Source organism: Enterobacter sp. ENT02 (genome assembly GCF_019219165.1).
GTDB classification, from domain to species: Bacteria; Pseudomonadota; Gammaproteobacteria; order Enterobacterales; family Enterobacteriaceae; genus Enterobacter; species Enterobacter mori.
Window position 1 is genome coordinate 1,186,616 of record NZ_JAHUWD010000001.1, and the last position, 13,676, is coordinate 1,200,291.

11 protein-coding genes are annotated in these 13,676 nt (G+C 56.0%); 7 read left to right on the forward strand and 4 right to left on the reverse strand.

Going from position 1 to position 13,676, the window contains the following annotated elements; translation table 11 throughout:
• Nucleotides 1-82 precede the first annotated feature (82 nt).
• Together KW829_RS05445 and bglK are read right to left on the reverse strand one after the other, a co-directional pair.
• Nucleotides 83-1,513, reverse strand: coding sequence for a 6-phospho-beta-glucosidase (locus tag KW829_RS05445; RefSeq protein ID WP_218307752.1), 1,431 nt, complete (start codon nt 1,511-1,513; stop codon nt 83-85).
• Between the two features lie 10 nt (nt 1,514-1,523).
• A complete protein-coding gene (gene bglK / locus KW829_RS05450) occupies nt 1,524-2,417 on the reverse strand; it encodes a beta-glucoside kinase BglK (protein ID WP_218307753.1) in 894 nt (297 codons plus the stop codon).
• A gap of 246 nt (nt 2,418-2,663) precedes the next feature.
• Here bglK and purM point away from each other — a divergent pair, with 246 nt between their 5' ends.
• The 4 genes from purM (at nt 2,664) to ppx (ending at nt 8,148) form a co-directional block, all read left to right on the forward strand.
• Nucleotides 2,664-3,701 carry a phosphoribosylformylglycinamidine cyclo-ligase gene (gene purM / locus KW829_RS05455; RefSeq protein ID WP_218307754.1) on the forward strand — a complete coding sequence of 346 codons (1,038 nt, stop codon included), beginning with the start codon at nt 2,664-2,666 and terminating at the stop codon, nt 3,699-3,701.
• Nucleotides 3,698-4,339: a phosphoribosylglycinamide formyltransferase gene (purN, locus tag KW829_RS05460; protein WP_010433861.1), complete on the forward strand. Its 642-nt coding sequence runs from the start codon at nt 3,698-3,700 to the stop codon at nt 4,337-4,339. The genes purM and purN overlap by 4 nt, the downstream gene beginning before the upstream one ends.
• Nucleotides 4,340-4,545: 206 nt before the next feature.
• Entirely contained in the window at nt 4,546-6,606 is a 2,061-nt protein-coding gene (gene ppk1, locus KW829_RS05465; RefSeq protein ID WP_010433862.1) for a polyphosphate kinase 1, read from the forward strand.
• Between the two features lie 3 nt (nt 6,607-6,609).
• Entirely contained in the window at nt 6,610-8,148 is a 1,539-nt protein-coding gene (gene ppx / locus KW829_RS05470; RefSeq protein ID WP_089597845.1) for an exopolyphosphatase, read from the forward strand.
• Between the two features lie 4 nt (nt 8,149-8,152).
• Here the strand turns inward: ppx and KW829_RS05475 are convergent, their stop codons facing one another.
• Nucleotides 8,153-10,393, reverse strand: coding sequence for an EAL domain-containing protein (locus tag KW829_RS05475; RefSeq protein WP_218307755.1), 2,241 nt, complete (start codon nt 10,391-10,393; stop codon nt 8,153-8,155).
• Between the two features lie 352 nt (nt 10,394-10,745).
• On the opposite strand from KW829_RS05475, the gene KW829_RS05480 reads away from it, so the two are divergent.
• Nucleotides 10,746-10,934, forward strand: coding sequence for a YfgG family protein (locus KW829_RS05480; RefSeq protein WP_042717858.1), 189 nt, complete (start codon nt 10,746-10,748; stop codon nt 10,932-10,934).
• Here KW829_RS05480 and KW829_RS05485 read toward each other — a convergent pair.
• The gene (locus KW829_RS05485; RefSeq protein WP_218307756.1) at nt 10,931-11,821 is read right to left on the reverse strand and encodes a LysR family transcriptional regulator; all 891 of its coding nucleotides are present in this window, start codon (nt 11,819-11,821) and stop codon (nt 10,931-10,933) included. The two genes, KW829_RS05480 and KW829_RS05485, sit on opposite strands and share 4 nt — an antisense overlap.
• Nucleotides 11,822-11,918: 97 nt before the next feature.
• On the opposite strand from KW829_RS05485, the gene KW829_RS05490 reads away from it, so the two are divergent.
• Nucleotides 11,919-13,148, forward strand: a complete 1,230-nt coding sequence (locus KW829_RS05490) for an MFS transporter (protein WP_218307757.1) — start codon at nt 11,919-11,921, stop codon at nt 13,146-13,148.
• A gap of 51 nt (nt 13,149-13,199) precedes the next feature.
• Nucleotides 13,200-13,667: a DUF6130 family protein gene (locus tag KW829_RS05495; RefSeq protein WP_218307758.1), complete on the forward strand. Its 468-nt coding sequence runs from the start codon at nt 13,200-13,202 to the stop codon at nt 13,665-13,667.
• Nucleotides 13,668-13,676: the final 9 nt, after the last annotated feature.

Genomic DNA, 13,676 nt, shown 5'->3' on the forward strand with positions numbered 1-13,676 from the left:
GTGCGGGGTTCTGCCGGGTGGCGCTAACGCTTACCCGACCTATACGTCCCGTAGGCCCGGTAAGCGCAGCGCCACCGGGCAATTATAGCTGCTCGCCGTTGCTCGCAATCACCTGCTTATACCAGTCGAACGACTTTTTCTTACTGCGGTTCAGCGTGCCGTTCCCTTCGTTATCTTTATCGACAAAGATAAAGCCGTAGCGTTTTTTCATTTCGCCCGTTCCGGCAGACACCAGGTCGATGCAGCCCCACGGGGTGTAGCCCATCAGATCCACGCCGTCTTCCACCACCGCTTTTTTCATCTCGCAGATATGCGCGGCGAGGTAATCAATACGGTACTGATCGTTAACGGTGCCGTCGCTCTCCTGCACGTCGATCGCGCCAAAGCCGTTTTCAACGATAAACAGCGGCAGCTGATAGTGATCCCAGAACCAGTTCAGGGAGTAACGCAGCCCCACCGGGTCTATCTGCCAGCCCCAGTCGGATTTCTGCACATACGGGTTAGAGACCAGGCTTTTGCTCTCGTCGTAGTCCAGCTGCGGGTTGTCCGCCGTCGCCTTAGTGGCGAAGGACATGTAGTAGCTGAACCCGATGTAGTTCACGCACCCCTGCGTCAGCGCCGCTTTATCTTCTTCGGTAATATCCAACGCGAAGCCGCGACGCTCGAAGTAGTTGAGCAGGTGCTGCGGGTACCTGCCGCGCACGTGCACGTCGGTGAACCAGTAGCGGCGGTGCATGGCGTTCATCGCCATCATCATGTCGTCCGGCGCGCAGGTCAGCGGATAGATAGGACACATGGCAATCATGCAGCCGATCTGCAGCGACGGGTTAATCTCGCGTCCCGCCTTCACCGCCAGGGCGCTGGCCACCAGCTCATAGTGCGCGGCCTGGAACATCACCGGCTCGCGGTCTTCGCCCGGCGCGTACTTCAGCCCGGAGTTGGTGAACGGCGCAAAGTCTTCGTGGAAGTTAGCCTGGTTGTTGATCTCGTTAAAGGTCATCCAGTACTTCACCTTATGCTGGTAACGCTGGAAAACCACTTTTGCGAAGCGAACAAAGAAGTCGATCAGCTTACGGTTGCGCCAGCCGCCGTATTCGGTGACCAGGTGGAATGGCATCTCGAAGTGGGAAAGCGTAATCACCGGTTCGATACCGTGCTTCAGGCACTCGTCGAACAGATCGTCATAGAATTTCAGGCCTGCCTCGTTAGGCTCAAGCTCGTCGCCTTTCGGGAAGATACGCGTCCAGGCAATAGAGGTACGGAAACATTTGAAGCCCATCTCGGCAAAGAGTTTGATGTCTTCTTTATAGCGATGGTAGAAATCGATGGCTTCGTGGTTAGGGTAATTTTTCCCCGACAGCACGCCGTTGGTGATTTCACGCGGCACGCCGTGCGCGCCTGCGGTCATCACATCGGCAACGCTAACCCCTTTGCCCCCCTCTTTCCAGCCACCTTCCAGCTGATGTGCGGCAACCGCGCCGCCCCACAGAAAACCTGATTTAAATCCTGACATACTCTTTCCCTCATTCGATGTTGCGGATTGCTGACGGATACTGCTGTCTGAAATGGTGTACCGCGCCAATTAAGCCAGCGCGGTTGCCGTGGCTGACAACGTCGACGATATCCGCGATGCCAAACCACGTGAGATGGGTGCGAAGCAAAGCCATAAACCCGGGCCGCTCCGCAATTCCGCCGCCAATGAAAATGGTCTGCGGATCGAAAACATTCGCCAGGTTGTAGAGGCCTGTCGCAATGCCATTGAGAAAATCATCCACCAGGCGGCGGCACGCGGCGTCGCCTGCGTCATAACCGTCAAAAATGGCTTCGCCGGTGACGTCATCAAGCGCCAGACCGTTATAATCGGCGTAACGCTTGCGAAGGGTGCGTAACGTGCAGTTTTCATTCATGGAGTGGCGGGCAACGCGGCGTGAGTCCGCCCTTTCCGTGAGCATGTAACCGAATTCCCCGGCGCGGAAACGCGCCCCGTGAACCAGCCTGCCGTTACAGAAAATCGCCCCGCCAACCCCGGTGCCGATGGTCAATACCAGAAAGTTGTCGATATCCCTCCCCTTGCCCTGCCAGCGTTCCGCCAGCAGCACGCAGTTGGCGTCATTCTCGACAGTGACCGGTAACCCCGTCTGCGCCTCGAGCCAGGCTTTCATTGCGAACTGGTCGAAGCGGCGAATCGCCCCGCCCATGTCGATAAACCCGGTATGCGGATTCACATACCCCGGCGCGCTGACGGCGATCCCCTCAATCCCGGGATGTGCCGCCACCCAGCTCAGCATCTGTGAAAGGATGGCCTCTCCGTCGCTGTTCTTAATGACGGCCTTATCTCTGCGCAGCAACTCTCCCTGCGCTGTCACGATACCCATTTTTAATGCGGTGCCACCAATATCAAATGCGGCGATGCTCATAATTTCATCCCTCCTGAATGAAACTGAAACCGGTTTCAGTTCATGATGTTCATTCAGTAAACCGCTTGCAAGCAGATCGCCGAAACCGGTTTCATTTTCGTGAACGGTATCAAGTTTGCATACCATCAGAGCCGCAGCAGAAAAAAAGATCCTCTCGCCGAGAATAGGCTCGCAAACGTTTGCCTGGACTGTTAGAATTGCGCCGATTTTTCTTACTAGCTATGCAATCGCGTGGGGATTTAAGCCGTGACCAACAAAACTTCTCTCAGCTACAAAGATGCCGGTGTTGATATTGACGCAGGTAATGCGCTGGTTGACCGAATCAAAGGTGTGGTGAAGAAAACCCGCCGCCCGGAAGTAATGGGTGGCCTGGGTGGCTTCGGCGCGCTGTGCGCACTGCCGCAAAAATATCGTGAACCTGTTCTGGTCTCGGGAACTGACGGTGTAGGCACCAAACTGCGCCTGGCGATGGATTTAAAACGTCACGACACGATCGGTATCGATCTGGTCGCGATGTGCGTGAACGATCTGGTGGTACAGGGCGCAGAGCCGCTGTTCTTCCTCGATTACTACGCGACCGGCAAACTGGATGTGGACACCGCAGCCAGCGTGATTAGCGGTATCGCCGAAGGCTGCCTGCAGTCCGGCTGTGCGCTGGTCGGCGGCGAAACCGCGGAAATGCCGGGCATGTACCACGGTGAAGATTATGACGTCGCAGGCTTCTGCGTCGGCGTAGTAGAAAAATCAGAAATTATCGACGGCAGCAAAGTGGCCGACGGCGATGTGCTGATCGCGCTGGCCTCCAGCGGTCCGCACTCAAACGGTTATTCCCTGGTACGTAAAATCCTCGAAGTGAGCGGCTGCGACCCGCTGACCACCGAGCTGGACGGTAAACCGCTGGCTGACCACCTGCTGGCACCGACCCGCATCTATGTGAAAAACGTGCTGGAACTGATCGGGAGCGTCGACGTTCACGCCATTGCTCACCTGACCGGCGGCGGCTTCTGGGAAAACATCCCGCGCGTTCTGCCGGATAACACCCAGGCGGTGATCGACGAATCCTCATGGCAGTGGCCAGCCGTCTTCAACTGGCTGCAGACCGCAGGCAACGTGAGCTCTCACGAAATGTACCGCACCTTTAACTGCGGCGTGGGTATGGTTATCGCCCTGCCGGCAAGCGAAGCGGATAAAGCCGTTAATCTGCTGACTGAAAAAGGTGAAAACGCGTGGAAAATCGGTACGATCAAAGCTTCCGATTCCGAACAGCGTGTGGTCATTGAATGAAAAACATCGTGGTGCTCATTTCCGGCAACGGAAGCAATTTGCAGGCAATCATAGACGCCTGCAAACAGAAGAAAATCAATGGCACCATTCGGGCAGTCTTCAGCAACAAGGCCGACGCATTCGGCCTTGAGCGCGCGCGAGAAGCGAACATTCCTGCGCACGCGCTGGAAGCCAGCCAGTTCGCCGGGCGTGAAGCCTTTGACCGCGAGCTGGTGCAGGAGATCGATGCCTACGCGCCGGACGTGGTGGTGCTGGCGGGTTACATGCGTATCCTGAGCCCGGCATTTGTCGAACACTTCGCCGGACGTCTGCTGAATATTCACCCTTCTCTTCTGCCGAAATATCCCGGCCTGCACACCCATCGTCAGGTGCTGGAAAACGGCGACGAGGAGCACGGCACCTCTGTCCATTTCGTGACCGACGAACTGGACGGCGGCCCGGTGATCCTGCAGGCCAAAGTGCCGGTCTTTGACGGCGACAACGAAGATGACGTAACCGAACGCGTACAGACCCAGGAACACGCCATTTACCCGCTGGTGGTAAGCTGGTTTGTTGAGGGGCGTCTGGAGATGCGCGACGGCGCAGCCTGGCTGGACGGCGTGAAGTTACCCCCGCAGGGTTATGCGGCCGAAGAGTAGTTTGTTATGTCGGGTGGCGCTGCTGCGCTTACCCGACCTGTACATTGCATTACCCGATATTCCCTTCTCCAACCCTCTAAATTCCCCAACAAAAAAATAACTGTCATACTTTTCTGGCACTGTTGGACATATCGTGGAAATGCTCGCCATAATAAGGACGAGACGGATTTACCACGTCCTGTGATTGAACTGGAGTGTGAGCTGTAATGGGTCAGGAAAAGTTATATATCGAGAAAGAGCTAAGCTGGTTAGCATTCAACGAGCGTGTACTCCAGGAAGCGGCAGACAAAAGTAACCCGCTGATCGAGCGTATGCGTTTTTTGGGCATTTATTCCAACAACCTGGATGAGTTCTACAAGGTTCGCTTTGCCGAACTGAAGCGGCGCATCATCATCAGCGAAGAGCAGGGGTTAAATTCCCACTCGCGCCATCTGCTTGGAAAAATCCAGTCTCGCGTCATGAAAGCCGATCAGGAATTTGATGGCCTCTACAACGAGCTGCTGCTGGAAATGGCGCGCAACCAAATCTTTCTGATTAACGAACGCCAGCTCTCCGCCAACCAACAGACCTGGCTGCGCCACTACTTTAAACACTATCTGCGCCAGCACATCACCCCTATTCTGATTAACCGCGAAACCGATCTGGTCCAGTTCCTGAAGGACGATTACACCTATCTGGCGGTCGAAATTATTCGCGGTGAGAATATCAGCTACGCGCTGCTGGAGATCCCGTCCGATAAGGTTCCGCGCTTTGTGAACCTGCCGCCGGAAACCCCGCGCCGTCGCAAGCCGATGATCCTGCTGGATAACATCCTGCGCTACTGCCTGGATGATATCTTCAAAGGCTTCTTCGATTACGATGCGTTAAATGCCTATTCGATGAAGATGACCCGCGACGCCGAATATGACCTGGTGCACGAGATGGAAGCCAGCCTGATGGAGCTTATGTCCTCGAGCCTCAAGCAACGTCTGACGGCCGAGCCGGTCCGCTTCGTCTATCAGCGCGATATGCCTGACGCGATGGTCGAAATGCTGCGCGAGAAGCTGACCATCTCCCGCTACGACTCGATCATTCCCGGCGGGCGCTACCACAACTTTAAAGACTTTATTGGCTTCCCGAACGTCGGCAAAGCCAATCTGGTGAACAAACCACTGCCGCGCCTGCGCCATCTTTGGTTCGATAAATTCCGTAACGGATTCGACGCCATCCGCGAGCGCGATGTCCTGCTTTACTATCCGTACCACACCTTTGAACACGTGCTGGAACTGCTGCGTCAGGCGTCGTTCGACCCGAACGTGCTGGCGATCAAAATCAACATTTACCGCGTAGCAAAAGATTCCCGCATCATCGACGCGATGATCCACGCGGCGCACAACGGCAAGAAAGTGACGGTCGTGGTCGAGCTGCAGGCACGATTTGACGAAGAGGCGAACATCCACTGGGCGCGTCGTCTGACGGAAGCGGGCGTGCACGTTATCTTCTCCGCGCCGGGGCTGAAAATTCACGCCAAGCTGTTCCTGATCTCCCGTAAAGAAGGTGACGACGTGGTGCGTTACGCCCACATCGGTACCGGGAACTTTAACGAGAAAACCGCGCGTATTTATACCGACTACTCGCTCTTAACCGCCGATGCGCGCATCACCAACGAAGTGCGTCGGGTATTCAACTTTATCGAGAACCCGTATCGTCCGGTCAACTTCGACTACCTGCTGGTATCACCGCAGAACTCACGCCGCCTGCTGTACGATATGATCGACAAAGAGATCGCCAACGCGCAGAACGGCTTGTCGTCGGGCATCACGCTGAAGCTCAACAACCTCGTTGATAAAGGACTGGTGGACAGGCTGTATGCGGCATCAAGCTCCGGCGTTCCGGTGAATCTGTTGATTCGCGGTATGTGTTCGCTGATCCCGGAACTGGAAGGCATCAGCGACAATATTCGCGTGATCAGCATCGTTGACCGCTATCTGGAACATGACCGGATCTACATTTTCGATAATGCAGGCGACAAGCGGGTTTATCTTTCTTCAGCAGACTGGATGACGCGCAATATTGATTACAGAATTGAAGTCGCGGCTCCGCTGTTGGACCCGCGCCTGAAACAGCAGATCCTCGATATTATCGAGATTTTGTTTAGCGATACGGTGAAAGCACGTTATATCGACAAAGAACTCAGTAATCGCTACGTACCGCGCGGCAATCGCCGAAAAGTGCGGTCGCAGCTGGCGATTTACGATTACATCAAATCACTCGAGCAACCCGATTAACCTATGCCGATAAATGATAATACGCCACGACCGCAGGAGTTCGCCGCGGTCGATCTTGGTTCAAACAGTTTCCACATGGTCATCGCCCGTGAGGTAGATGGTGCGTTACAGATCATCGGTCGTCTGAAGCAGCGCGTGCATCTGGCCGATGGCCTGGACGCGCGCAGCATGCTCAGCGAAGAGGCGATGGAGCGCGGCTTAAACTGCCTGTCGCTGTTTGCGGAACGCCTGCAGGGTTTTTCACCCTCCAGCGTTTGCATCGTGGGAACGCATACGCTGCGTCAGGCGCTGAATGCGCCGGAGTTTCTCAAGCGCGCAGAGAAGGTTATCCCCTACCCGATTGAGATTATTTCCGGTAACGAAGAAGCGCGTCTGATTTTTATGGGCGTGGAGCATACGCAGCCGGAGAAAGGCCGCAAGCTGGTGATCGACATCGGCGGCGGCTCAACGGAGCTGGTGATTGGTGAAGACTTCGAGCCGCGTCTGGTGGAAAGCCGCCGCATGGGCTGCGTCAGCTTCGCGCAGATGTATTTCCCGGGCGGCACCATAACCCGCGAAAACTTCCAGCGCGCGCGCATGGCCGCCATCCAGAAGCTGGAAAACCTGGCGTGGCAGTATCGCATTCAGGGCTGGAACGTGGCGCTGGGTGCATCCGGCTCGATTAAAGCCGCCCATGAAGTGCTGCTGGCAATGGGTGAAAAAGACGGAATTATTACCCCTGAGCGTCTGGTTCTGCTCACCGAAGAAGTGCTGAAGCATAAAAGCTTCGATGCCCTGAGCCTGCCGGGCCTGTCCGATGAGCGGAAATCGGTCTTCGTACCGGGGCTGGCGATCCTGTGCGGCGTGTTTGATGCGCTGGCGATTAAGGAGCTGCGTCTTTCTGACGGCGCGCTGCGTGAAGGCGTGCTGTACGAGATGGAGGGCCGCTTCCGCCATCAGGACATTCGCAGCCGCACCGCGCAGAGCCTGGCGAACCAGTACAACATCGACCGCGAGCAGGCGAAGCGCGTACTGGAAACCACGGAGCAGATTTACGATCAGTGGCAGGAGCAGAATCCGAAGCTGGCACATCCGCAGCTTGCCGCCCTGCTGAAATGGGCCGCGATGCTGCACGAAGTGGGGCTGAACATCAATCACAGCGGGATGCATCGCCATTCGGCCTATATTCTGCAAAACAGCGATCTGCCCGGCTTTAACCAGGAGCAGCAGACCATGATGGCCACCCTGGTGCGCTACCACCGTAAAGCCATCAAGCTCGACGATCTGCCGCGCTTCACGCTGTTCAAGAAAAAGCAGTTCCTGCCGCTTATTCAGCTGCTGCGCCTGGGCGTGCTGCTGAATAACCAGCGTCAGGCGACGACGACGCCCCCAACGTTAAAACTGAAAACAGACGACCACCACTGGACGCTGAGCTTCCCGCACGACTGGTTTAGCCAGAACGCGCTGGTACTGCTGGATCTGGAAAAAGAGCAGCAATACTGGGAAGCGGTCACCGGCTGGCTGCTCAAAATTGAAGAAGAGAGCGCCGACGTCGCGGCGTAATGTCTCAGGCGTCTGCCTGAGACGCCTCTTCTTCAGGCAAGGATTCAAGTGCAACCGGCTTGCCAATCAGATAGCCCTGTACATAATCGATACCTAGCGCGTGCACCGCGCTACGTATCTCTTCAGTTTCCACATACTCCGCCACCACCAGCATGTTCTTCATTCGCGCCAGATGGCAAATCGACGCCACTATCTGATAATCCAGACTGTTGTTGACGATGTTGCGAATGAAGCTGCCGTCGATTTTGAGAATATCGGCGTCCACGCTTTTCAGCCGCGCATAGCTCGCGTAGCCGGTACCAAAATCATCAATTGCAATGCGCACCCCCATTTTTTGCAGCTGTCTGAGGGTCTGTTCCGCCTGCTGCGCGCTGCCGAAAGTGCTGCACTCTGTCACTTCAACGATCAGTTGCCACGCCTCCACGGCGTATTGTGTCAGCAGGCGGCTCACCTCGAGCGGAAACTGCGCCCTGCACACGGTTGGAGGGGCCAGATTAATGGCAAAGCGTTGACCGGGCAGCCTGTCACGATGCTCTGCCAGGAAGCGTAGCGTATGTTCCAGTACCCACAGGTCGACGCGTGATGACAGCCCAAACTCCTGCGCGACGGGCAGGAACCGATCGGGAGAAATTAATTCCCCGTTCTCGTCTGGCATCCTCAGCAGCACTTCATGATAGCAATCGCCGCGCACGCCGCGAACGGGCTGAACCATCAGAGTGAACGCGTTTTTATCGAGCGCATTTTGCAGGCGGCTCATCATCGCGACTTTATCTTTCAGGCTGCGCTGTAAATGTACGGCACCACGCTGCTGGAGATTCTCAGGGTGGTTAGTCGAGAGCGACAGATCGGCAACAACGCCCAATTCCCCCAGAACCAGATAAAGATGGTTAACCGGAGAGCGGACATAGCAGTAGCTGACACCCACCTGAGGCTGCAAGGGCATGCCGTCCCAGAGAAAGCGGAACTGCTTGATATGATCATCCAGAGTATCAATACGCTGCTGATGCGACTCGGCGTTGAGCCTCACCGCCAGGTCGCAACCGGTCAGATGATAGACCCGCTCATTGTGCTGGAGCGTGCCATTAATCCAGTGCGCCAGCTGCTGCTTGTACTGAATGCGCAGCAGCACACCGTAGTTGCGTCCCAGCACTTCCAGTTCCGGGATGCGCAGCAAGCACAGCGCCGACCAGGGGTTTTTAGCAAGCTCGCGCGACAACGCACGCAGGTTGGGCATGTGCACCACCGGGTCGAGCAGCGCCAGCCTGCGGGATCGCGTATTCACGGCACGCTGGCGAGTCGCCAGCATCGACATATAAATCACCACAAACGAAAAGACCAGATAGCTGGATGAGGTGATGGCCAGCTGAATGTCATAGGCCTGGTGCAGCGGAATGTAGCGGTAGAAAAAGTGAATCGACACCAGCAGCACCGGCGTCCAGATTATCGACATCAGCTTATAGCCAAAACGCATTGCTCCCCAGAGCATCACGGGCATCAGTAGCGATAAGGTATAGTTGGTGCTGAAAATCGAGCTGTTTTCATTCATCGGCTGCAGCAGCAGCGAAAGCAGCCCAACGAGTGCCATAGCCCAAATCACCAGCTCAACGGCCGTCACTTTTTTGTCTATCTGGGCGCGGATTTGGGACATCAGCCCGTGAATGTAGCGAGGATGGCGTATCAGGCGGATGAGCAGATAGCTCAGCGGAACGCCGGTCAGTCCGCTGACCAGCAGCGCCTGATAGTTAATGAGCGTTCGTATGTTAAGGGGGTTTAATCCCGCAAGACTCTGACGGCTCTCATAGATGCCAAGGTAAACCGCAAACTGAAACAGCAACAAAAACAGGGTTGCCGGGCAGAAAACCTGCCAGAAAATGCGCTGCGCCATCAGCCGTATATCCCCATAGGCCGTCATATTGCGTCGTGGGGCAAACACGCGGTAACCGCCCCAGCTGAGCACTAAAGGGATGATAAAATGGAAAATTCCGGCGACCGTTTCAAACATCCCAACAGACGCGTAGTAACGGAAAAACAGCGCTAACACGATCCCGGGAAGGGCTTCCAGACCAAAAAACATCATCAGTGAAAGCAGGAAAAAGAGAGGCAGATAGTAGAGCGTCACAATACCGTCGCCCAGTTGCGCGAAGGTATTTACCGCACTGAGAACAGGCAACAGCGCGATGGGTAATATAAACGGCAGAGCCCACCAGCGATCTTTATTTTTTTTCAGGATAGGGAGAATTTTCATAGATGCCCGTTTAAAACCCTTTCGTTCCAGAGGGTATAAGAAGACAGGCATCCAACCTGACATACTCGTCGTCCGGCAATGTACGGAACGGACGCAGTGGAGGAGGGATTTTAATTATCGGCGCAGGGAAACCGTTGACATAAATCAAACTAATTTATTCAAATAAACCTTTCTTATGATTTTTTAGGCTCTTTTTCCTGAACTTATCAATACGATAAATAGATATATTATTTTTAATAACATGAATTAATGTAAACATTGACGGTTATTTACACATCGCAGAATTGACCCTTTCTTCCCGCTGTGCCTTAATATCCGCATCGCCCGGAAGGGTATACCCAGGAAAAACACAGTGAGTCAGGCCACGCGTATGCACAAACGACACCGATTTAACACCCGGATGACCCGCATCATACTGCTCATCAGCTTTCTGTTTTTCTTTGGCCGCTTTGTTTACTCCTCCATCGGCGCCTGGTATCACCACCAGGACAAAATCCAGTCGCAGCAAACCAGCCTGACCGTCGAAACGCCCGAACGCTAGCGTTCCGGATGCTGTTGCAGGATCCGAATAATGCCTGAAATTCCTTTGCTAAGGATCTTATCCTGACGCATCACCACAGCCAGCTGCCGTTGCAGTACGGGCGAGAGAGAACTGACGCATAATCCTTCACGGTCTGCCTTCTGCTCCACCGCCATTTTCGGCACGATGCTGTAGCCAAGCCCCGAACGCACCATCCGTTTGATAGCCTCAATGCTGCCGAGCTGTATAGCCGGTGCAATCGTTAAGCCACTTGCCTCAAACCAGCCGTCAATCAATGCCCGGGTTCCGCTGCCCGACTCAAAGGCAATCAGCGGTAGCGTATGGAGTGCATCAGGCCTTAAGTCTGTAAACATCGCCTGCTGCGCCTGCGACGCGATAAACACGAATTCTTCGTCCATCACCGGCATCACGTCTAGCGCTCTCCCGCTGACGGGCAGCGTCACCAGTCCCATATCGAGTCGATTTTCTTCAATAGCGCGAACAATATCGAGCGTATTGCCCGTCGTCACGCCTACGCGTAAAAGCGGATAGTCACTGCGCAGTTGCTGCAGCAATGGCGGCAGAAGATGAATACAGGCGGTCGCGCCCGTGCCAAGCGTAATGGTGCCGCTGACGTCGTGATTGAACGCGCTAACGGAACGAAGGGTTTCATCGACTGCCTGTTCAATGCGCTCACCGTGTATCAGCAATGCCTGCCCGGCAGCCGTTGCTTTAATCCCCCGCCCCGTACGCTCCACCAGACGCGTTTGCAGAAACTGCTCCAGCTGGCGTATTTGCAGACTGACGGCGGGCTGGGAAATGCCCAGCACATCCGCCGCCGCTGAAAAGCTGCCGCGCTGGAACACCAGACGGAACGTGGCGAGATAGCCCAGATTAAGCGTCGTCATTCAAAGTTTCTCTTATACCGCGCATAAGGTTGCTGACCTGCCAGAACAATACCGCGCTCGCTATGCTCTGGACAACTGCATAACGGAATGAAAGACAATGGAAACACCTGCCCTGCCTCGCCACCTTGCCCTCGCTGCCGGGTGCAATCAACTCATCAACTGGGGGATCTCGTTTTATATGCCCGGCACTTTAGCGCTGGCGATTTCAGCCGACCGGGGCTGGTCATCACCGCAGATTTACCTTGGCCTGACGCTGGCGATGCTGGTGATGGCGGCGGTTTCGCCGTTTGTCGCCCGCCTGCTGGCGCGTTTTGGCGGTCAGAAGGTGGTCATGAGCGGCACGCTGCTGATTGCCGCTAGCTGCGCGGGTATGGCGTATACCCAGACGCTGTCTGGCTGGTACTGCGCCTGGCTGGTCACCGGTATAGGGATGCGCCTGTCGCTGTACGATGCGCTATTCTCCGCGCTGGTGAATCTCTACGGACAGCAGGCGCGAAGAACAATCTCACGCGTCACGCTGGCGGGCGGGCTGGCCTCCGCTATCTTCTGGCCGCTGGGCGATGGTCTGCTTCAGGTGATGAGCTGGCAGGAAGCGCTACACGTCTATGCTCTCTTCGGCCTGCTGAGCGCGACGCTGATTCTTTCGCTTCCCCACCAGCGGTTGACGGTAACCGCGAAAACCACCGCGCCGCTTCAGAGCAATGAACGACGTAACGGCTGGCTTTATGCCGCCTTCATTGCCCTTATCACCTTTGTCTCTAACGGCACCTCTACCCATCTGCCGGAGTTTATCACCCACTTCGGCCTGCCGGTCGCCATCGGCATGCTGTGGGGGATAGGCCAGACGGCTGCTCGCTCGCTGGAAGTGCTGGCGGGTGCCCGCTTAACCCCCTTCAAACTCACGCTTTTCACCGCGCTCGCCATGCCGCTCTGCTTTCTGGTTGGGCTAAGCAGTTCCCAGTTTGTCTGGTGCGCAGCCGGGTTTGTGCTGGGTTACGGTGCCATCAACGGGTTGGTCACCATCGTGAAAGCCACGCTGCCGCTGGAACTGTTTAGCACCGAAAGCTATGCCCGCCGTACCGGCATGCTGCTTATCCCCGGCCAGCTGATGGCGGCAGCCTCACCGTTTGCCTATGCGTGGCTGAATAAAACGCTGGGGATCGCGGGAGCAATGTGGGTATCAACGGGGCTAACGCTGGTGATTGCCGGGCTGGCGATAGCGATTGTGCGCCGTCCCGGCAGGCAAACTGTATCGCACTGTATCCAGAGCACCACGCTGACAAACGGGTACAAAACACCGCCTCCGGCAAATATCTCCGATACATAAAAATGGTTTTCTTTCCCTGTCGCCATTCAGAACCGATGAGGAGAGAACCTGATGATTCGTCGCTATGCAATATTCCCCCTGCTTGCCCTGGCATCTGTAGCACATGCCCGGGCCACACCGCTGGACAACCTGAGCGCCGCGGACGTTAACGGCCCCGCCGCCGTTGCCCCGCTGGCACAGCCGCAACCGCCCGCAAAACTGATCGTCGATCCGCCACTTGCCGGGCCGCTAAGCAAAGGGGCGGTGTTTATTCAGTACCGGGCCGAAAATCTGCGCATCGAGCCGGTATTCGGCCCCGAAGCGCTCAAGGTCACCCCGCGCATCGGGCACATTCACGTGGTGGTGGACGGCGCGCCGTGGCACTGGGCTGACGCCAGCGGAGAGCCGGTGATCCTGGTGGGGCTGCCCGCCGGTAAGCACAAGGTGACGATTATTCTGGCCGACCCGACGCATAAGCCTCTCGACCACAAAACCGTTGAATTCACCGTCCCGCACCACGCGGCGGTCCACCATTTTTAAGGAGCCCCA